The 21,301-nt window shown below is 35.6% G+C and carries 22 protein-coding genes; 18 read left to right on the top strand and 4 right to left on the bottom strand.

The window, feature by feature from the left end:
• Positions 1-223 precede the first annotated feature (223 nt).
• Genes SOLCA_RS00770 through SOLCA_RS00760 form a run of 3 tightly spaced genes read left to right on the top strand, consistent with a single transcriptional unit; the run spans position 224 to position 3,993 of the window.
• Positions 224-1,201, top strand: coding sequence for a hypothetical protein (locus SOLCA_RS00770; RefSeq protein WP_014678537.1), 978 nt, complete (start codon positions 224-226; stop codon positions 1,199-1,201).
• Positions 1,198-1,821 carry a hypothetical protein gene (locus SOLCA_RS00765; RefSeq protein WP_014678536.1) on the top strand — a complete coding sequence of 208 codons (624 nt, stop codon included), beginning with the start codon at positions 1,198-1,200 and terminating at the stop codon, positions 1,819-1,821. The genes SOLCA_RS00770 and SOLCA_RS00765 overlap by 4 nt, the downstream gene beginning before the upstream one ends.
• A gap of 36 nt (positions 1,822-1,857) precedes the next feature.
• Complete coding sequence (locus SOLCA_RS00760; RefSeq protein WP_014678535.1) at positions 1,858-3,993, top strand: hypothetical protein; 2,136 nt, start codon at positions 1,858-1,860, stop codon at positions 3,991-3,993.
• Between the two features lie 753 nt (positions 3,994-4,746).
• On the opposite strand, the gene SOLCA_RS00750 is transcribed toward SOLCA_RS00760, so the two are convergent.
• The 3 genes from SOLCA_RS00750 to SOLCA_RS00740 form a co-directional block, all read right to left on the bottom strand.
• On the bottom strand, positions 4,747-5,409 hold the full coding sequence (locus tag SOLCA_RS00750) for a hypothetical protein (RefSeq protein ID WP_014678533.1): 663 nt from the start codon (positions 5,407-5,409) through the stop codon (positions 4,747-4,749).
• An 18-nt stretch (positions 5,410-5,427) separates the two neighbouring features.
• On the bottom strand, positions 5,428-6,249 hold the full coding sequence (locus tag SOLCA_RS00745) for an AraC family transcriptional regulator (RefSeq protein WP_014678532.1): 822 nt from the start codon (positions 6,247-6,249) through the stop codon (positions 5,428-5,430).
• Positions 6,250-6,409: 160 nt separating this feature from the next.
• The gene (locus SOLCA_RS00740) at positions 6,410-7,381 is read right to left on the bottom strand and encodes a GlxA family transcriptional regulator (RefSeq protein ID WP_014678531.1); all 972 of its coding nucleotides are present in this window, start codon (positions 7,379-7,381) and stop codon (positions 6,410-6,412) included.
• 128 nt (positions 7,382-7,509) lie between these two features.
• Here SOLCA_RS00740 and SOLCA_RS00735 point away from each other — a divergent pair, with 128 nt between their 5' ends.
• From SOLCA_RS00735 to SOLCA_RS22655, 4 genes are read left to right on the top strand one after another with little or no spacing between them, the layout of a single operon-like run.
• On the top strand, positions 7,510-7,941 hold the full coding sequence (locus SOLCA_RS00735; protein WP_014678530.1) for a VOC family protein: 432 nt from the start codon (positions 7,510-7,512) through the stop codon (positions 7,939-7,941).
• Positions 7,942-7,962: 21 nt separating this feature from the next.
• Positions 7,963-8,358, top strand: a complete 396-nt coding sequence (locus SOLCA_RS00730; RefSeq protein WP_014678529.1) for a DoxX family protein — start codon at positions 7,963-7,965, stop codon at positions 8,356-8,358.
• Positions 8,359-8,360: 2 nt separating this feature from the next.
• Complete coding sequence (locus SOLCA_RS00725) at positions 8,361-8,903, top strand: SRPBCC family protein (protein ID WP_014678528.1); 543 nt, start codon at positions 8,361-8,363, stop codon at positions 8,901-8,903.
• Positions 8,904-8,908: 5 nt separating this feature from the next.
• Positions 8,909-9,472 (top strand): DUF4287 domain-containing protein, encoded by a 564-nt coding sequence (locus SOLCA_RS22655; RefSeq protein WP_014678527.1) that lies wholly within the window; start codon positions 8,909-8,911, stop codon positions 9,470-9,472.
• Positions 9,473-9,521: 49 nt separating this feature from the next.
• On the opposite strand, the gene SOLCA_RS00715 is transcribed toward SOLCA_RS22655, so the two are convergent.
• Positions 9,522-10,178: an alpha/beta hydrolase family protein gene (locus SOLCA_RS00715; protein WP_014678526.1), complete on the bottom strand. Its 657-nt coding sequence runs from the start codon at positions 10,176-10,178 to the stop codon at positions 9,522-9,524.
• A gap of 335 nt (positions 10,179-10,513) precedes the next feature.
• Here SOLCA_RS00715 and SOLCA_RS00710 point away from each other — a divergent pair, with 335 nt between their 5' ends.
• The 11 genes from SOLCA_RS00710 (at position 10,514) to SOLCA_RS00660 (ending at position 21,183) form a co-directional block, all read left to right on the top strand.
• Positions 10,514-11,083 (top strand): RNA polymerase sigma factor, encoded by a 570-nt coding sequence (locus SOLCA_RS00710; RefSeq protein WP_014678525.1) that lies wholly within the window; start codon positions 10,514-10,516, stop codon positions 11,081-11,083.
• 109 nt (positions 11,084-11,192) lie between these two features.
• Positions 11,193-12,377 (top strand): FecR family protein, encoded by a 1,185-nt coding sequence (locus SOLCA_RS00705; protein WP_014678524.1) that lies wholly within the window; start codon positions 11,193-11,195, stop codon positions 12,375-12,377.
• A 306-nt stretch (positions 12,378-12,683) separates the two neighbouring features.
• Positions 12,684-15,923 (top strand): TonB-dependent receptor, encoded by a 3,240-nt coding sequence (locus SOLCA_RS00700; protein WP_052308528.1) that lies wholly within the window; start codon positions 12,684-12,686, stop codon positions 15,921-15,923.
• Between the two features lie 25 nt (positions 15,924-15,948).
• A complete protein-coding gene (locus SOLCA_RS00695; RefSeq protein ID WP_014678522.1) occupies positions 15,949-17,376 on the top strand; it encodes a RagB/SusD family nutrient uptake outer membrane protein in 1,428 nt (475 codons plus the stop codon).
• An 84-nt stretch (positions 17,377-17,460) separates the two neighbouring features.
• On the top strand, positions 17,461-18,579 hold the full coding sequence (locus SOLCA_RS00690; RefSeq protein ID WP_014678521.1) for a TlpA disulfide reductase family protein: 1,119 nt from the start codon (positions 17,461-17,463) through the stop codon (positions 18,577-18,579).
• A 186-nt stretch (positions 18,580-18,765) separates the two neighbouring features.
• Complete coding sequence (locus SOLCA_RS00685) at positions 18,766-19,389, top strand: Crp/Fnr family transcriptional regulator (RefSeq protein WP_014678520.1); 624 nt, start codon at positions 18,766-18,768, stop codon at positions 19,387-19,389.
• A 60-nt stretch (positions 19,390-19,449) separates the two neighbouring features.
• Complete coding sequence (locus SOLCA_RS00680; RefSeq protein ID WP_014678519.1) at positions 19,450-19,788, top strand: hypothetical protein; 339 nt, start codon at positions 19,450-19,452, stop codon at positions 19,786-19,788.
• 99 nt (positions 19,789-19,887) lie between these two features.
• Positions 19,888-20,322, top strand: coding sequence for an OsmC family protein (locus tag SOLCA_RS00675; protein WP_014678518.1), 435 nt, complete (start codon positions 19,888-19,890; stop codon positions 20,320-20,322).
• A gap of 91 nt (positions 20,323-20,413) precedes the next feature.
• Complete coding sequence (locus tag SOLCA_RS00670) at positions 20,414-20,731, top strand: rhodanese-like domain-containing protein (RefSeq protein ID WP_014678517.1); 318 nt, start codon at positions 20,414-20,416, stop codon at positions 20,729-20,731.
• 28 nt (positions 20,732-20,759) lie between these two features.
• Positions 20,760-20,993 carry a hypothetical protein gene (locus tag SOLCA_RS00665; protein WP_014678516.1) on the top strand — a complete coding sequence of 78 codons (234 nt, stop codon included), beginning with the start codon at positions 20,760-20,762 and terminating at the stop codon, positions 20,991-20,993.
• On the top strand, positions 20,977-21,183 hold the full coding sequence (locus SOLCA_RS00660) for a DUF6132 family protein (protein WP_014678515.1): 207 nt from the start codon (positions 20,977-20,979) through the stop codon (positions 21,181-21,183). Before SOLCA_RS00665 ends, SOLCA_RS00660 begins: the two co-directional genes overlap by 17 nt.
• Positions 21,184-21,301 lie beyond the last annotated feature (118 nt).

The following is a 21,301-nucleotide window of genomic DNA, read 5'->3' as shown; positions in this document are numbered from 1 at the left end:
CTGTCCAAACTAAATAGTTGGACAAAGAATTGATCATAATCTTATAAAGATAAAATTGACAATTCTCTGTCCCATTTTTACTATAGCTAGGCAAATCACTTATACGCTAAATCATTTGATAATTTCAAGTGAAGGTTACTATTCCTTTGGAGATGAGGAGCTTTTATAAGCCCTTTCATTTTAATATCTTGCCAGCAAAATTCTACTATTTTATTTTACATCTATGGCTATTTCAAAACAACATTCATCTATTAGCATAAATTTAAATTGCTATGTAATAAGATTCAAACAGAAAAACACTCCTCACTCTGCTATAATAAAGGTTAATGATGCATTGGGAAATAGCTCTTTTGAGCAGAAAATGCAAAGAATGATTTCATTTTTTGATTCCGCCTTTCAAAATAAATTGGAAGACAGGGTTTTATATATTCACCATCTAGATCCTGATTATAAGAATAATGTACTAAATGGATTATTTCGAAAAGGGACAAATGGACAGGAATCTTATGTCGATCAATTAAACAAAAATGGCAAGCAAAAAAAAATATCTACAGTTGCAACAATAGATATCAATAAATATAACTCAACTCATTTTTTCTTTTCAATTTGTCAACCAAGTGAGGAATCTGAAGGACTTCTGTTTTTGGCTCAAAGCTATAAGCAATTTGGTTTTAAAGAACTTTTTGAAGAAGCATTTAATGAATTTCTAAAAATAGAAAACTCAGGTGTTGTTTGCTACATTACTCAACTTTCAGTTCCCAGTCTATTTGATCAGCTATTAGATACTGGATCAGTTACCAACCTGATTTTCAGGCGACATGGACTATCTAAAGAGTTTGAAAATTCTTTTAGTAATGAAGATAAAAAAAATCAATATGAGGTTAATCTATCCGTAAAAGCTAAAAAAGGAAGTTTTCTTGGGTTTCAACAAACACTAAAATCTTTTAAAAATTCTGAAACTTCAATTATGGAAATTTTTCCATTAGAAAACTTTGAATATGATGATCTCAGTGCAGAAGTAATGCTTGGTGGCAAAAAAAGAGTTTTTAATATGAAAAAGCCAACCGACTTCGGTACATTCTATGATTTATCTGATGTTGTAGAAATTGATTCTAAGACCAAACATCCGATATACGAAAGCATTAAAGACGAGGCCTATAAAATCACTTTTGACGAAATCTTGCCAAATACTTCAATATGAGCAAACTTCTTAAAAGGATTTTTGCAAGGGTGGATATTTCATCAATAGTTAACAGCCACTATGCAACTTTGTATGATAATAATAAGTTACAAAATGAAGGTATTACTACTATACCTAGGTCTGACTGGGTTGTGTTTTGGTTAGTACCAATCTTGATATCCTTAGTTCTTACTTTTTTTCTTGGTGTAAGATTTAATAAGGATAGTATCAACCTATTAATAACTTCATTGTCTATTTTAATTGGACTTTTGCTTAGCTTACTTGTTCTATTATTTGATCTTGGTAAAAAAGAAAAGGAAAATCTAGTCGATACATCTGCCAATGATAAGATTAAATATAAATTTCAATCTGACAAGGTAGGGTTAGTCAAAGAAGTTTTTTCTAACGTTTTATTTAGTGTACTACTTTCTATTTTCACAATTGTTTTTTGTCTTTTAACTCAAATAAGTCGAATTGATTTTATATATGAATTATTACCATCATTAATTTATGAATGCATGAAATGGCTTTTCTTAATAATTATTCATTTCATTTCTTTCTTTCTTTTAGTTCAATTCATTCTGACTCTGTTAATGATATTAAAGAGATTCAAAATACTTTTTGATCTAGAATTTAAATAGCGAATACTTTGGATTTGAAGGGCAAAACTCTATTCTATGCACGTACATGACATAAACCTTAAAAAGATAAGTAAAGAAATATTAATTGAGTATTTAATAAAGAATGTTTTAATAAAACCTGCTAAAAGAGAGCTAAAAGAGATTCTAACAAAAATTGAAAGAAGCATTTCTAACGCAGATTATCTCACAACTCGTAATGGCTTAATAATATCAATTTATTTCAACTATGATGAAACATTCAAGATAATTAAAAGAAAAGGGTTGTTTCGATATTCAAAATATATCAATCAAAAATGCATTGTAAAGAATCTTGCATTAGACCTATTAGAGATTTGTGATAGATTTGGATGTCTAACAGATAAGACAAAAATCTATTTAAATTCAATTATAACCTTTTCACCCATTTTAGAATCTTATAAAGATATCGACAAGTTTATAATTCAAGAAATCAAAAGGTTTGAAACTAATTATCCTAATAAGTCGTTAATAAAGACTCTTGTCTCTTTTGTTGACTTTCTCTTTCTTGTGGATCATATGCCAAATAAAGTGAATGATTTGATGGATTTAAATTGTAGAACAAAAGAAGATATCAGTGCTGCCGTTTCATTTTTAACATTTTTCTATTCAGATCGCATTAAAAATAAAAACGTAAACATAACTTTCATATCCGAAGAATATATCTTATCTAATGAAATTTCCAAATTATTAATTCCAGTCTGTTTTCTATTAGATTATAAAGATTTTGAAGTGCAATTTGATCATTTCGATTATTACTGCGTTTTAAAAAATGATAAACTTTTTATAGCTCCTCCTTTTGAAAACTTTGAAAAAGCAGTTCGCTTAGGATACATAAGGACAGAGATTCAATATTTAAACGATAGACTTAAAAACGAAAATAACGCTCTTTCGATAGAAGATTTCACCAAAGATATTAGTAATTTGGAGGGTTATGATTTCTTTAAGTACACGGAAACTTATAATTATCCTAGATACTCATTACAGATACCTGAAAACTTTTACGACCATTTAATTAATAGTTTTGTTAAATCAAATGAACTTTTTAAAGAAGAAGTCATTTATTTAGCAAGTGTTTTTAAAGAGCAATTATTAAATCCGGCTGATTTAGAAGGAATTAAACTTAAGAACGACTTAAGTCTGTTCGATATCATAAAAATTAGAAGACTCTTTTTAATTCTTTATCAGTTTTTTTCTAAAGAAATTTATAAAAAAGAGAAAAAAGGTTCGGATTTGCTTTTTCGTTCACTAATCCCTGTTTTAAGCGAAAAAAACCTTGCCACTCATTTGCAAAAAGTAGTTTCAGAAGATAAAGCAGATGCTTTTCTTGATATTGTATGTTGGGAGTCTAATTTGGATTCATTTTTGGACTTGCAATATCATCCAATACTTTACTTTGATGGCTATTTTTTAATTGCCTTATCTGTTCTATCCAATTCTAATTTTGTGAGGAACATTTATGCTTCAGAATATAAACGTGGTAATGTTTCACTGCTTAAAGATGGAGAAAATGATCCGCTATTAATTAAACTTGCTAATTCATTTAGTGAAGCCAAAATCCAGTGTTATATAGAAACCAAAATAGAAAATACTGATATTGATCTTTGCGCTATCTATGAAAACACCTTATTTATTTTCGAATGCAAACATAACTTACATCCTGTAAGCCCATTTGATTTAAGAACCACATTTGACTATATTAAAAAGGCGGAAAATCAACTAGATAAAATTACTAATTCATTCAATAATGGACATTTAATTAATACCTTGGAAGCTAAACATCATATTAGTTTAAGCAAAGTGGATAGAATCCAGTGTTGTATTGTTTTAAGCAATAGGTTATTAAACGGAAATATATTTAAATATCCTGTTCGAAATATTAATGAAATCGATAATATGCTTACTCGGGGAGTAATGAAAACTGAGTTTGGTGAGTTTTGGCTATGGAAGGAGAAAAAGCTATCATTAGATTTTTTACTTAATTATTTTAGTATTGAGAGCGAACTTACCACTTTGCATTTTGAGTCTTTATCTCAAGAAATAGTTACTTATGAATTATCAACTCCAAAATTGGAAACTGTAACATATTTTTGGGAATATAATAAAGCAATCATTAGTCTTAAAAGATACATTGGTAAGCTTGATAAAGTTAACTAAGCAAAAGTTTAAGATAATTAAAATAGAGAGAAATATGGTAATATTACTTACCAATGGATTTACCTATCGTTAGTACGGAAATTAAGACCCAGCAATTTTTCATCGCGCCATTGAACTGTAACGTTAGTAGCAATTATTAGTAGGACCATAAATGATTGAAACAAATTACTCAGAAAGTCAATTACAACAGTTAATAAACACAGAAATCACATTTAGAATACATCATGAACGTGAAGTTATTTATTTAAAACTATACTTAAACTTAAATTGGTTTTGGACAGAAAGAATTTAACTGGTACTAACACGGGTTTTGCGTCAGGTGGACTGACTCCTAACCCTCGCAGATACTTTAAAGTAACAATCATATCTGAATAACTTAATAAGGGTACTTTTTAAAATGTACAATATTTAGTCAATACTTAACCCAAGCTTTTTCATAATTTAAGGAATTAGAAGAAACTTCACATACAACAATTAACTTTGTCGTGCGCCAACAGATGCGCCAAATATTATTAACTTTCGCCAAGAAAAAGGCCTTTTAAACGCCGTAGGGGGGTAGCTCAGTTGGTTAGAGCGCAGGATTCATAACCCTGAGGTCACGGGTTCAACTCCCGTCTCCAACTACGAAAGAAAAATAAAAGCCTCTAGTAGTAAACTAAAGACTTTATTATTTTCAGAGCACCTCTTATAAGTCACGTGTTCTCAATACCCAAAGGTGTTTAATAGATACTCATACCCAATCCAATCTAAAAATCACTGCCTCACAGGTAAACTTTCTAAAAACAAGTCATTTCTGTACCGACGGTAGATATGAATAGCCATCCAGAAATAGGCTCCTCCCCAAAGTGTGTTGGCAATAAATTGCAGGGCCACTCCCGGAAAAGGAATTAATGCAAATCCGAGAAAAACGATCCATCCTGACCATTTTGGTAAAACTCCGCTCTTAAATATGGCAACTGCCATAAGGGCAAGGCCTGATAAGGTGCTTATTAATGAAATCCCAAAGAGAATGGCCAAACCTCCGTTAATAGAAGCATATTTTATTATTTCAGTATTACCATTTAATACTTCCTGGCCAATGACCGGAAATAGAAACTGGATAACGGCAAAAACTCCGCAACCCAGAATTTGGTGCGTAAGTGAAAGTAACAATCCTGCAAAAGCCCATTTTTCAGCTTTAGTTTTTGCTAATATCTGATACAAGGTAATTGTGCCGATCATTTCCATCAACACGCCAACAAATCCTCTTGCGGCCCACCATTGATAAGGACCAGAGGTCACCAATGCAGCAAATTCTTTTGGTCGGTTAACCGCATCAAAAATGACATTTTCCTGAGGGATAAGTAGGTCACCAAAGGCAAATAGAAGTCCTGCCCCACCAATAATGGTGAGTCCTGTAATTACTCTTTTATTCATAAGTTTATAGTTTAAAATTTATTTAATAGGTAGATACCAATCTAATAAGAGGTTATCGGGATCCTTCCAGTCGGGGAATTGGTGGAACCGGAAATAAGCTACTCCTTCCCTGTGCTCAAAACCCGAAGATTCTATCAAATGACGTGTAATAACGAGTGAATTTTGCTGATAGTCAGACACCTTTGAACAAAAACGATAGACTGCAAACCGTTCTGATGGCATAGTAAACTTTAGGAACGGGTTGATACGCAGTAAAGCATCGTTCTTAGGAACAAGTGCCGCATCATATCGCAAAGGTGTGTCCATATCCAGATGTTGGCAATTGTGGAATATAGCGTAATATTCAAATTGATCCTGATCCAGTTTATGGATTTCTAAATATTGAGCAACATCTTTCCAGACACGGTAAATACTTTTGGAAAAGTAATTGCCATAACTTGGAAAAATAAAAGCTTGTCGCTCTTTAAACTTTACCGCTTCACATTTAAGGGAAACATAATCTTCATTCAGGTGAACTATTTTTCTTTTTAACTCATTGTTTTCTCTAAATGCAGAAGGGCTGATACTATAGATATCTTTAAATGCCCTGGCAAAGGATGAGTCATTATCATAACCCACAAGGAATTTCACTTCACCGATAGGCGTATTGGTAAGTCCGATAAGATAGGCCGCTTTCTTCATCTTTTGCTTCTTAATGTAATTACCAACGCTGTCTTGTAATTCCAGTTTAAGTACCTTATGCAAATGGAAAGGTGAATAACCACTAATTATTGCAAGCTGATCCAGGGAAATCTTTTCTTCCAGGTGATAGCTAATATAGGTGAGTAATTCTTTTACCATTTTGATTAATTTACTTAGCAAAGGTAATTCAGATTTGAAATATAAACTGTGCAGATCTTGCGGTTGCCAAAATAGTTGTCAGCAAGAACATGGAAGACGTTCCAAGTCCTAATTTATGTTTCTGTTTTTTTATACCAGGAATGGAAGAAGATGATGTAATCTATTTCTTGTACTTATCCCTGTACTCTAATGGTGTGATGCCTGTTATTTTTTTAAACAACTCCCTAAACGTTTGACTATCAAAATAACCAACATCCAGCATAATTTCATCAACAGACTTTCTGCCTATTTCCAGGGACTTTTTGCTCGCCTCAATCCGAACTTTTTGCAAGTATTCAAGAACAGTACAATGGGTGGCTTTTTTAAACCTTCTTTCAAAGGTTCTTCGTGTTAGAAACAGTTTTTCAGATAAATCATCAACCGTTATTTTTTCAGCATATTGTTCTTCAATAAACTCCTGAGCTTTCAATACCTCCCGATCATTATGTTCCTTAAGACCATTAAAAACAATGAATGGCGTTTGAACCATCTTATCCAGATTAACTACAAAATATTTCGCAACGAGTATAGCCATCTCCCTGCTAATATACTTCTCCACCAAAAACAGCAGCAAATTCCAGTAGGCAGTCCCTCCCCCACTTGAATACAATCCGTTTTGTTCTACTATTATTTTCTCGTCGATAAGTGTAATGTTTGGGTAGTAAAACCTAAACTCATTCGCATATTGCCAGTGTGTGGTGCATTTTTTCTCTTTCAATAATCCTGTAAAAGCCAGCATAAAGGCACCGGTACACAAAGAAGCCACTTCCGCATTTCGTTTGTATTGCTTTATTATCCAATCAACAAAAAACCTGTTGTAATGGCTACTGCTCAACATATCGCCTCTAAGTGCAGGAATTATAATTAAATCAGTTTTTTCAATGTTTTTGGTAACACGATCAGGTTTAATACTAACCAAACCATCCTCCAGCATTAATTCTTGTTCTTCACCGATAATTTCAATTTCAAAAACATCCTTTTTATGCTCAACCCTGAACAATTCGTTTGCTTTTGTAAAAACAGACCTTGCATCTATAATAGATGCATAATTGGCATTTTTCATCGCCAATATGGATATATGTTTCTTCTGCATTGAATGAATTTAACACTTATAAAGGTAAAAATTCAAACTGTCGCAAATACCTTTTAAACAATGTCGTATTTACACATATGCACTAAATAATTTAACATCTACCTTTAGTATACATTAAACAAATAAAGATGACTAACATTGATATCTATCTGCATTTTAACGGAAACAGCAAAGAGGCTTTTTCATTTTATCAATCCATTTTTGGTGGAGATTTTATAACTGCACAACGTTATAAAGATTTACCTGGTGGCGATAAGATGACTACTGAAGACCAGGAAAAGATGATGCATATTTCTTTAAAAATTACGCCATCAACAACTCTTATGGCTACCGATATATTAACCAAAAACGATGATGAGTTAAAGTTTGGAAACAACTTTCACATCTGTATTCAGGCTGAAAATGAAAAGGAAGCAGATAAATTATTCCAGGCACTATCAAAAGATGGCAAAATTGAAATGCCCATGAACAAAACATTTTGGGGCGCCTATTTCGGGATGTGTCAGGATAGATTTGACCTATTATGGATGATAAACTTTACGTATCCTCCAATCAATTAAGCTTACCTAATAAATAGAGAAATGGAACAAAATCAAAGTAATTCGAAAGCCAGCCTGTGGACAGGTGGTATCTTAAAAGGACTTGTTTCAACATTCCTGCTTTTTGACGCTTTAATGAAAGTAATAAAGCATCAAAGGTCGATAGAAGGCACCGAGCAATTAGGATTGAATGAGAGCAGTGTTCAACCACTTGGTATTTATTTATTGCTTGCAACACTATTATACATTGTGCCAAGAACAACAGTTATTGGTGGGCTGTTTCTTACTGCCTATTTGGGCGGAGCAGCTGCCATTACCTATTCAGCTAATATTAATGGGCATTCGTTCATTTTCCCCATTGTTTTTGCAATAGTTATGTGGATGGCTGAATACTTAAGAAACGTAAAAATCAGAACAAGCTTACCGATAATAAAATAGATATGAATACTGTAAGTATAATCGCCCTAATAATAGTTTTGTTGGCTATTATTTTCCTATTGGCTGCATTAATAGCACCAAAAGGCTACTCTTTTAAAAGAGAAATAACTATCAACAAACCTGTTCAACTCGTTTTTGACTATTTGCGGCATTTGAAAAACCAGGACCAATTTAATAAGTGGGTGATGATGGACCCTCATCTCAAAAAATCATTCAGAGGTAATGACGGAGAAGTTGGATTTGTTTACGCTTGGGAAGGCAATAAACAAGCAGGCGTTGGTGAACAAGAAATAATTCGTATTGAGAATAATAGAAAAATAGAGGTTGAAGTTCGTTTTGATAAGCCAATGAAAGGAGTTGCATACACTCCATTTACTACGATGCCGATTTCGAACAACGAAACCAAGGTTACCTGGGGCATGAGCAGCAAAATGAACTATCCATTAAACATCATTCTATTATTTATGAATATGGATAAAATGCTTGGAAAGGATGTTGAAGGGAGTTTAGAACTGTTAAAACAAAATTTAGAACACCAAAACTAGCAACGATGTCATTTCAAGCGTATTTAGATAACATTAAAATAAAGACGGGGAAATCACCTGATGATTTTAAAAAGCTAGCCGAGGAAAAGGGTTTACTGAAACCCGGGATAAAAGCAGGAGAAGTAGTAGCATGGCTAAAAAAAGATTTTGACTTAGGACACGGTCACGCGATGGCTATCTATAGTGTTTTCAAAGGATTAAATGAACAAAACACAGATAATACTATAGACAAACATTTTTCAGGTGAAAAAGAAAAATGGCTTTCAGTTTATAACACATTGATAAAGAAAATTCAATCATTTAGTACGGACTTAAAAACTGCTCCTGTTGCAAGTTATATCAGCCTTTTGAGAGGCGAACGGAAATTTGCTGTTGTACAAGTGACAAAAGACAGAATGTACATTGGCCTTAAATTAAAAGATCAATCACCTACTGAGCGATTTGAACTCGCCGGAAATTGGAACACACAGATGACACACAAAGTTGCTGTTATTTCTTCAAAGGAGTTAGACAAAGTTCTTTTCAGTTGGCTACAAAAAGCGTACGATCAAAATGCACCAAAGAAATAGGTAAAGCGCAGATATTAAAGCGACCGTCCAACAGCGGATTAAAGTGTTGCTAACCTTCGATCTTCTCGATCCAGTTCTTACTGGCGTTTGCCAGTATCAGTATAGTATTTTGCTTTCCGGCTTTAAATGCATGATCAGCATCCTCAATCTCTACTAAGGTAGCCAAGGGCAACGAAGAGCGAACTGATTCGATCAAATCCCAAGTGGCTAGTGTATCGCGGGTTCCCTGCAGAAAAAGCATGGGTATCTTCAGCTCCTTCAAATGCTCGGCACGTTCCACAGCCGGTTTGCCTGCCGGGTGAAGGGGAAATCCATAAAAAATAATTCCTTTAACTATTGGGTTAGGTTGAAGTGCTAAATATTGCGAACTCATTCGCCCGCCAAAAGATTTGCCGGAAACAAACAGCGGAAGCGAAGGAAATAACTCATGCGCTTTATGAATAACCACTTCAATGGTTTTGTGCGCTACTGCCGGCGGATCGGGCCTTCCTTTTTTCTGCTCTGTAAAAGGAAAATTAAACCTTAATGTAGCAATGCCCATCTCCGCTAATGATTCTGCCAATGCTACCATGAAGGAATGATTCATGTCGGCGCCAGCACCATGTGCCAGCGTCAGCACACAGCTAACGTTCTCCGGAACAATACATTCGGCCGAGATCGAACCAATGCCTGTAGAAACCGGTATGGATAACGATTGAGTGTTCATTCTTAATTAACTATTAGTCGTTCGTGGAATGTTGATTTTGCACACATTTTATAAATATACATAACTAATTTCTTTGCTTGTGTCCTCCTTATATTGAATAGAGCAACCTTAATTTTTTAAACGCTACCCATCTAACTCAGATAGTTAGCGTGCTGCAATCCTACGGATAGATATTTGTTTTGTCATTCGAAACTATTTTCCAGTTAAATAGTAAAGGCATTTTGGGCCTTCGACTTAACAGATGAAAATATATAGTATACAATTCAAGGAGATTTACTTTCTTTAATTTTCAATTTTGATAATATTGATTAAGTTTGACATTATTGAGGGTATAAATGTTTAATCAAAACTCAAGTTCTTCTGAAGATTCTTTACTTCTTAATCAAATAAAAGGTGGGAACAAAGCTGCTTTCGATTCTTTATATCAAAAATATTGGAAACAGGCTTTTAATAGTGCCTACAAACGTTTGAATGATTCGGATAGAGCTCAGGATGTCATTCAAGATGTTTTTACACAGTTGTGGATAAGAAGGGAAGAAATTGAAATTGAAAACATAGGAGCTTATTTGCACATTGCTGTGCGAAATAAGGTTTTTAATTTGATTGATAAGGAAGAACGGTATACAGCTATGCCGGATCTGATTTTTCAATTAGAAAATGCAGTTGACAGAGCCGACGCTAAACTGCTTCACAGAGAACTTATTGAGGCCCTTGAAGCATTAATTGCTACCTTACCTTTGCAACAACAAACAATATTTAGGCTACGACACTACGAAGGACTAACTACTGCTGAAATTGCGTCGAAACTTCAAATTTCACCCAAAACTGTCCGAAACCTATTGGGAAGATCACTCGCCAAACTGCGAAAATCTATCTTCCTTATCTTATTATTTTCCTTCCTCTGAAATAATTTCCACAGCGACTTTTAAGACAATGTATATTTTTCTTAAAAAAATTGTAACTGCTTGTGGGCCATTTTCAATTTAAGCGGTCATGTATTATAAATGACCTTTTATGTCAATTATTGATAAGCATATTTTTTTTGAAATTTTAAGGAAGTATCAGCAAGGACAAGCTTCAGCAGAAGAAATACGTTTTTTGCATGCGTATTACCATTCATTTGAAGTTTACCCGGATTTTCTTGTTCCAGAAAATGAGCATTTACATGCAAAGCTTGAAAGAGAAATCAAGAATGCAGTTGATAATCAATTGAATCAATATCAGAATGGTATTAAGCGAAGAAAATTACAAAAGCTTGCATTTAAATATGCTGCTGCTGCAATTCTAATCTTATCAGTAGGTTCTTATTTCATTATAAGTAAAAAACAGGGAACTAAAAAAACTGAACAGGAATTAAGCCTGGCCACTCGTATTGTTCCGGGAGGCAATAATGCCATTTTAACTTTAGCGGATGGATCAACAGTTGTTCTTAACGATATTAAAAATGGAGTAGTGGCTAATGAAAATAATGCTGTGATTACTAAAAATGGGGATGATCAGATAGTTTATACCTTAAACAAGAATAGCTCGTCTGTTAAAGTTTCCCAAAATGTGTTAGCCACACCCAAAGGAGGCACCTACCATGTAGTGTTACCGGACGGCACTAAAGTCTGGTTAAATGCAGCTTCTTCATTGACTTATCCAACGGAGTTCATTGGTAAGGAGCGAATAGTAAAGGTAAATGGAGAAGCTTATTTTGAAGTAGCTCACAACGAAACAAAACCTTTTAAAGTAATAGCTGCAAATCAAGAAGTTGCGGTATTGGGTACGCATTTTAATGTTAACAGTTATGCAAGCGAAGCGGCTGTTAAAACTACACTCCTACAGGGATCTGTACGTGTTTCCTTAATTGAGAATGAACGTACAAAACAAACTTCAGTAGTAATATTGAAACCAGGTCAGCAATCACTTAGTAACCAATATCTAGTGGTACAACAGGCTGACATTAAACAAGTAATGGGCTGGAAAAATGGCGACTTTATTTTTAAGAGAGCCCCGTTAGATGAAATAATGAGAGAGCTGGAAAGATGGTACGATATAGAGGTTGAGTTTACTACAGATATCCGAATAGATCGAACGTATAGTGGATTACTTTCCAGAAGTAAAAACCTTGCAACTGTTTTAAAAATGCTCAAATCAACTGGTCAAATAAAGTTTGAAATTGAAGGAAAGAAAATAAAGGTTACCGAAATCAATTAGAAAATCACCCTTAATCCAATTCAATAATATGAGAAAAGTTTACAACCCGGATCCATAACAAAAGACAAAATGAATTGGCCAAAAAAAAGCCAGAAATGTTCGAGCATTTCCGGCTAAAGTTTGGTTGATTTCATTAATTCCGACACTAATCGGCATTGTGACAAACAATTATTAATGAACCCATGTGAAGTGCATTAAAGTGAATAATTATGCGCACCTCACATCTAAACCAGTATCAAAAGTATGAAATTTCACAATAATTACTCATACAGGCCACCAACCGGTATGATTAAATATTTACTGATTATGAAGCTAATCTTTGTAATATTAACGGTTACCATTCTCCATGCGAGTGCCAATTCATTTGGACAAAGCGTTTCAATCCGTGAAAATAATATTGCACTTGTTAATGCAATTAATGAAATCAGAAAGCAAACCGGATATGATTTCTTTTACAACGATCGCTTGATTGATAATGCAAAAAAAGTTGATTTAAACTTAAAAAATGTATCAATTGATGAGGCTCTTAAGGCATGCTTTGCTGATCAGGACTTAATTTATACCATTGATGATAAAATTGTAACCATTAAACCCAAAGAGGTAAGTATTGTTAACAAGATTATTAACTATTTAGCGCTTATAGAGGTAAAAGGTTTGATCCTCGATGAGAAGGGACAACCTTTACCTGGAGCTACTGTAATTGCTAAAGGAACAGCTAAATCTGTAATTACAGATGCCGAAGGCCGCTTCATTTTATCAGCAGACCAAGGAAGCACCCTTGTTGTTATCTATGTGGGATATAAGAAAAAAGAAATTCAAGTTCAGTCAAATTCGGTTACCATACAAATGGTTCCAGATGTTGCCAACCTGGACCAAGTACAGGTAATTGCCTATGGAACCACTACTCGAAGGTTAAATACGGGAACCGTTGCAAAAATAAAAGGAGAAGATATCCGAAATCAACCGGTAGAAAACCCCGTATTGGCACTCAGTGGCAGATTACCCGGTGTTCAAATTACGCAGGCAAGCGGTAATCCAGGTGCTCCTGTAAGTGTAATTATTCGCGGAAAAAGTTCTTTGGGGGCAAGCTCAGAACCTTTATATGTAATTGATGGAGTGCCATTCGCACACGCATTAGGAAACGTTACTTTTGCTACCGGTACTTCGGCTCAAACCTTAGGTGGTCTAATGAGTGGAACTGCAGGCACCAGCCCGTTTGTAAATATCAACCCTGCGGATATTGAAAGCATGGAAGTGTTAAAAGATGCAGATGCCACCGCTATTTATGGCTCAAGAGGAGCTAACGGTGTAGTGCTCATTACCACAAGAAGGGCTAAGGCGGGTAAAACAACATTAGATTTCAGTTTTAATTCAGGATGGTCAAGACCATCCCGCCTTCCAAAAATGCTAAATACGCAACAGTATGTGGCCATGCGTAAAGAGGCTTTTAAAAATGATGGTATTGTCCCAACAACAGCAAATGCAACCGATTTAATGGTATGGGATACCACTCGTTATACAGATTGGACTAAACTTTTACTTGATAAAACCGCGCGTAGTTATGATAGTCAGCTACGCTTATCAGGTGGTGGGCAGCAAACGCAATTCTCTTTGGCGGCAGGATATCATCGTGAAACACCTCCCTACTATGGCAATATGTATGATGATAGAGTAAACCTGCACTCAAATATAAATCACCGTTCTTCAGATGATAAGTTTTCGGTTTCATTTAATGCAACTTACAGCACGGATAAAAATAATTTTGTTACATCAGACATTTTAAACGGAATTAACACAATTCCTAATGCTCCTTACCCAATTGATTCACATGGTAACTTAGTTTGGAGAGATCAGGGTATTAACTTCACCAATCCATTATCATATACTGAGAAAAAGTACATAGGCCTAACTGAAAATATGCTTTCGAGCATTAACATGGGCTATAATATTGCTAATGGCTTACGGTTAAAACTTGATGCAGGGTTTAATCTATTGAAGCTCGATCAAACAACTACAAATCCGTTAAAATCACAAAGCCCATTTAACACAAATGCCATTAGTTCAGCAGAATTTTTCAATCAATCTCAAAAGAACTGGATTGCAGAGCCGCAGGCAGAATATACGAAACAGTGGGGTAAAAGCCATTTGCAGGTATTAGCAGGGGGAAGTTTCCAGGAACAGGAAGGATCTAACGAAAGAATAAGTGCAAGTGGTTACACTAATGATGAGCTATTGTTAACACCGGGTCCTGCTGCTACTAAAAGCGTCACTAGTTCATACAGTAAATACCGGTACACTGCTGGATTTGGACGTATAAGCTATAACTGGGCAGGCAAATATTTAGTAAATATTTCTGCCCGTCGAGATGGTTCAAGCAGGTTTGGGCCGGGTAAACAATTTGGTAATTTTGGAGCAATAGGAACAGCTTGGATATTTTCAGAAGAAAGTTTTATGAAAAACCTGTCCTTTCTCAGTTTTGGTAAATTGAGAGCAAGTATGGGGGTTACAGGAAATGACCGTGTAGGAAATTATCAATACATATCGCAATGGCTCCCTACCTCAGCTGCCGTTCCATATCAGGGAACATCTGGAATTTATCCCTATAATTTGGAAAACCCTGACTATGCCTGGGAACGAAATAAGAAATGGGAAATGGCAATGGAGTTATCCTTCCTGAATGATAGGATTTATGTAAGTGCAGACTATTACTTAAATAGGACTGATAATCAATTAACAGGACTAACGCTCCCGTCGCAGGTAGGGTATTCATATGTTAATGCAAACAGAGATGCTATACTTCAAAACTCTGGTTGGGAACTCATGCTTAATACAACCAATATTCAATCAAAAGAATTCAGTTGGAAAACCTCATTCAATCTTACCATTCCACGTAATAAATTAATAGCTTATCCGGGATTGGAAGATACTTATTATGCCAGTGTGTGGTCAATCGGGCAGCCTGTAACAATTTCTAAGTGGATTAAATATGAAGGTGTTGATCCTAGCACTGGTTTACATAAACTAACAGGAACCTCACTACCCAAAGATCAAACAGAGGTTTATGATTTAGCTCAACGTTATTACGGTGGATTACAAAACACACTTAGCTATAAAGGATTTACACTGGATTTCTTTTTCCATTTTGTAAATAAACTGGGTAAGACCAGCATCTTGTTTAATGCTCCGGGAACCCGATCTAATCAATCTATTGAAGTACTTGATAGATGGCAAAAGCCTGGTGACATTACAAATGTTCAGCGATTTACAACAACAGGTACTGCTGCGACTAACTACAGTTATTATGCTAACTATTCTGATGCGCGTATTTCAAATGCATCTTTTATACGACTAAAAAACATATCACTTTCTTACCAGTTAGATAAAAAGCTCGCGCAGAAAGTAAAAGCTGAAAATATTCGGATGTATTTACAGGCCCAAAACTTGTTCACCATCAGTCCGTACAAAATTGGAGATCCTGAAACAATGAGTTTCAATTCTATGCCTCCGTTGAGTACAATGACAGCTGGCCTTCAGGTAATGTTTTAGTCTCCAATCATTAAGTATAAACATTATGTATTTAAAAAATAAAATCCAATATATAGCTAAAATAAGCAATAGGCTGGCTGTGCGCAGTTTTTTAATATTGACAGTACTTTTATGTTCATGTAAGGAGTTTGTAACTGTTGAAAACCCACCGGACATTTTAACCAGTGATAAAATATTTACCAGTGATAAATCGGCTACAGCTGCGATGTTATCTATTTACATCGATATGATGAACGATCAATACGGCAGCAATGGATCGTTTGTATGCTTTTCAATGTCAGCGCTTGGAGGTATGTCGGCAAATGAGTTATCGTGGACTCAAAGTAATACGTCAGCTCCTCTATACCAACAATTCTATGATCATAACTTAACGCCCGACAACTCATATGTAGGGGCTCTTTGGAGTGATGGCTATATGTATATTTATAGAACCAATGCCATTATTAAAGGACTTACAACGGCAAGTGGAATGACTGAAGCAACAAGAAAACAACTGGAAGGAGAAGCCAAATTTATGAGGGCCTTCTGCTATTTCTATCTTGTTAACTTATTTGGAGATGTTCCCCTGGTATTAAATACCAATTATCAAGAAAACATGCTTCTTCCGCGTACCCCAACGAGTAAAGTATGGGAACAGATTATTGCTGACCTAAAGGATGCTAAAGTATTATTGTCAGACATTTACCCAACTGCTGAACGTCTTCGTCCTAACCGTTGGACTGCAAGTGCTTTATTAGCCCGGGCCTATTTATATAATAACAGGTGGCAGGATGCAGAGAACGAGTCTGATGCAATTATTTCTTCAGGAGTCTATGCTGCTAGTTTGCCTCCATTAAACGAAGTCTTTAAAAAGGAAAGCGCTGAAACGATCTGGCAATTACAGCCAGTGAGGGCTAATTCAAACACTGTTGAAGCTGGTCAATTTCTTGTTATTGGCGATACACGACCAAATTTTGAATTATCGCAAGGATTGTTAAATGCGTTTGAACCCAATGATAACCGAAAAACCAATTGGATTGGGTTCAGCAATCCTGTAAACCCGACCTGGGCGTTTCCGGCAAAATATAAAGCAGGAGTAGGAGCGGTAACCGAATACTATGTTGTATTCAGACTTACAGAGCAATACCTTATAAGAGCTGAAGCGCGTGCTCAACTCAGCAAACTATCGTTAGCAACGGCCGATTTGGATAAGGTTCGCCAGCGAGCAGGGTTATCTTCAACCACTGCAAGTGATAAGCCCTCCATTTTACTCGCTATCGAAAAGGAGCGTCAGGTGGAATTTTTTGCTGAATGGGGACATCGATGGTTAGATTTAAAAAGAACAAACAGAGCTGAAGTTATTTTGAAACCACTTTCTCCTCCTGATGCCTGGAAACCAGGTTCAGAGCTATTTCCTATTCCGGATCTTGAGATAAGGGCTAATCCTTACTTGGTACAAAATTCAGCTTATTAATAAGGACTAGAAACAGTGCCGTAAAGATTCTTTAAGAATTCATTTGATGAACTAAAATCACAAACATTAGCAATTTAATTACAAATGAGAATATTATTAACATTATTATTAGCACTACCATACTCACTTTTTGCACAAGAAGTAACCTATACAATAAATGGTAAGATTGAAAATATAAAAGCACCGGCGAAGGCTTATTTGTCTTATACTTTAAAAGGGAAAAGGGTTATTGATTCTACCATTATCAAAAGCAATACTTTTGCCTTTACAGGTAAAATTACAACCCCTTTACTTGCTAAAATATTGATTGATCACAATGGGCAGGGACTTCAAACGAAAATGGACGAAAAATCACTTTATTTAGCAGAAGGGAATGTGCAATTAATAACCAAAGACTCCGTAAAAAATGCAGTGCTAAAAGGATCAAAAATAAATGATGATTACAGTAAGTATCAAAAACTACTGGCTGATCCTGAAAAAATTATTAGTGGTTTGAACGATAAATGGATGAAAGCAACTGATGAGCAACGAAAAGATCAGACATTCGCTGATGGGTTGAAGAAGATTTATGACCCTGCTTCTGAAGAAAAAGTAAAGCTTCAAAAACAATTTATCCAAGAGAATCCAGATAGCTACATTAGTTTGATTGCTTTAAGAGAAGTTGCCGGCAGTATCATTGATATCGATATAGCAGAACCCCTCTTTAATAACTTATCTGCTGTTAACAAAAATACTAAAACAGGTATTGATTTCGCCAAGCGTTTAAGTACTGCACGTGCCACTGCTGTAGGCGCTATAGCCCCTGAATTTACTCAAATAGATTCATTAGGAAATAGTATCAAACTTTCTGACTTCAAAGGCAAATACGTACTGATTGATTTCTGGGCATCTTGGTGTGGTCCTTGTCGTGCAGAGAACCCTAATGTGGTAAAAGTTTATGAAAAGTTTAAAGATAAGAACTTTACCATATTGGGAATTTCTCTTGATCAAAAGAAAGGTGCATGGTTGAAGGCTATTAATGACGATAAACTTGTGTGGACTCAAGTATCAGATCTCAAATCATGGGAAAATGAAGTAGCGAAATTATACGACATTCGTAGTATACCTGCTAATCTTTTACTTGATAAAAACGGTAAAATAATAGCTAAGAACTTACGCGGAGAAAAACTGGCTGAAGTATTGACACAATATATTGAAAACTAAACGTCAATATTTTGAAAAACAACCGAGTGAAATAAAAGACTTTTCTTCATAGTAACATAAGTCAAAGGGGGGGGCGAAAGCTCTCCCTTTTTATTTAATATAAAAAATCCCTTAAACCGTTATAAGAACCCTTTTGACCCACCTATTGTGCATACCTCCACCCAATCAAATTCTTACCTTTACACCATGGAAGCACTGCAGCAAATAACTGAATTTAAAACCTCTCCTGAACTGGTTGGCAAGCTGAATCAGTATGGCATACGAAAGAATTATAAAGCCGGTAGTATTATCCTTAACGAGGAATCGCCTATTCGTTCCATTCCTATTGTTACCAAAGGGGCGCTGAAAGTTATCAGGACCGAAGAGGATGGCCGAGAAATTTTACTGTATTATATAAAGGCAGGAGAAAGCTGCATTATGTCTTTCCTGGGTGGCTTGCATAATGAAACAAGTAAAGTAAAAGCAGAAGTTGAAGAAGATGCCGAAATCCTTTTCCTCCCTGTTGATAAAGTGTCCTTATTCATCAAAGAATATCCGCAATGGCTGGATTATATCTTCCGTTTATATCACAAACGATTTGAAGAATTGCTGGAAGTGATTAACGCTACAGCATTTAAGAAAGTAGATGAACGTTTACTGACGTTGTTGCATAAGAAGAAGGATTTAACAGGAAATAATACCTTAAACATCACCCATGAGCAATTGGCGAATGAATTGGGTACTGCACGTGTGGTAGTGTCAAGGCTGCTGAAACAGTTGGAAGAAATAGGCGCCGTTCGCCTGGGCAGAAATAAAATTACCCTTATGTAACTTAAGTAGCTGTGCAGGTTTTTAAGTTGATGCAACTTTGCAGCATCAATTTTAACAAGCATGGACACAGCAGTATTATTGGCTTCCATTTTTATTGGTACACCATCAGGACCGATCGCTAACAGGAGCGTTATTTTAAGCATTCCTATACTGGTGCCTTATTTTGTGGCTGCAGTTTTTGCAACCACTTATTCGCATTCCATTGCTGGTACTACAGGTACTATTTACCTCCCTTCTTTCTTCAAAAATGTATTGCTGAATATCAAAACAATTATAGTTTTTGGTATTCCGTCCATTGCAGCCCTACTCTTCAACAAGGCATTATATGGTGTCTTCCAACCGTCTTTTGCAATCGGCAATATTCTCGAAGCATGGCACTCTTCCCAAAGAATTAACTGAGCATAAATTAAAACCAGCTTTCGCGTGGATTGCATTGTAAAAGGTATATAAATCATCAGAAAAACAAACAATCATTCAATAATCTAATAACTAAATATTATGTCAAAAGAACAGTATTACGAAGTAAACTTACAATGGAATGATGGAAGAACAGGCTCATTATCATCACCTGTTTTAAATGAAACAATTACATGTGCAACACCACCCGAGTTTCCGAATGGCGTTCCCGGCATCTGGTCGCCTGAACATTTGTACGCCGCTACAATTAACAGTTGTTATATGTCAACCTTTTTGGCTGTTGCTGAAAATTTCAAATTGCCATTCAGCGATTTTTCATGTAAAACAGTATGTAAGCTGGAAGTGGTTGAAGGTAAATACTTGATTACCGAAGCGGTGATTGCTCCCACAGTAACCCTGCAGGATCACGAAGCCGATAAGGATAAAGCATTAAAGGTTTTAGAAAAATCGAAGTCAGCTTGCCTGGTAACAAACTCGATTAAAACGGCCATTAGCCTCAATATCAGTCTGTCGTAACCAAGTAGTTTACAGGGTAACAGTTACAGGAATTTTAAAGTTGAGCGCAACTCAATGTTCCTTAAACAAAAACTCATTTAACCGTATAACAATGTTTGACATACTTAAAAATCTGTTTGCAAAAAAAGATAATAATAAATTGAGTGAGGCCCTAAAGAATGGCGCCTTTTTAGTAGATGTTCGCACTCCTGCCGAGTTTTCGGCAGGTAGTGTAAAAGGAGCTGTAAACATTCCTTTGGATAAATTGCAGGGGCAACTCGCAAAATTCAAAGGCAAGAAAAGTATCGTTGTCTTTTGTCGGAGCGGCAACCGTAGCAGCCTGGCAAAAACCATTCTGGAACAAAATGGATTTCAAAATGTGATAAACGGCGGTACCTGGAAAAATGTATACGAGGTAGCCAATAACTAATTATCAATACTTTTTTTATAAAGAAATAATGGAACGATATTTAAAAAATTGGAATTTTATAAGGATACTGCGCTTAGCATTGGGTATTTTCATTATTGTAGAGGGTATAACAACTCAAGAATGGCTATTCGCCCTTGCAGGCCTTGCATTCGCTATATTGCCCTTATTGAATATAGGTTGCTGTGGAACTTTGGGATGCAGTGCTCCTGTTTCAAAAGGCACTAAAAAGACAGAAGATATTATTTATGAAGAAGTACGTTAAAAAGTATTGGCTCACCATTATCGGTGTAGCTGCAGGTGCAGTGGCAGGTTATTTCTATTGGCAGCAAATCGGATGCAGCTCGGGGACTTGTCTCATCACTTCGAAACCATTAAACAGTACTGTTTACGGAGCTGTAATGGGTGGACTTTTATTTTCACTGTTTATGAAGAGTGATAAGGAATCTGTGTGATGTTATTACAATAGAAATAAGTTATTGTGTCTGTTTACCCCCCGTCCTCGAAAGTGTTCAGCGAAGCGTCACTTTCGAGTGAACATACAACAGAGGACTCTGTCCGGCCGAAAGCATT

This window comes from Solitalea canadensis DSM 3403, assembly GCF_000242635.2.
GTDB lineage: Bacteria > Bacteroidota > Bacteroidia > Sphingobacteriales > Sphingobacteriaceae > Solitalea > Solitalea canadensis.
The sequence above is the reverse complement of the archived record's forward strand: the minus strand, read 5'-3'. Positions and strand labels throughout refer to the sequence as shown.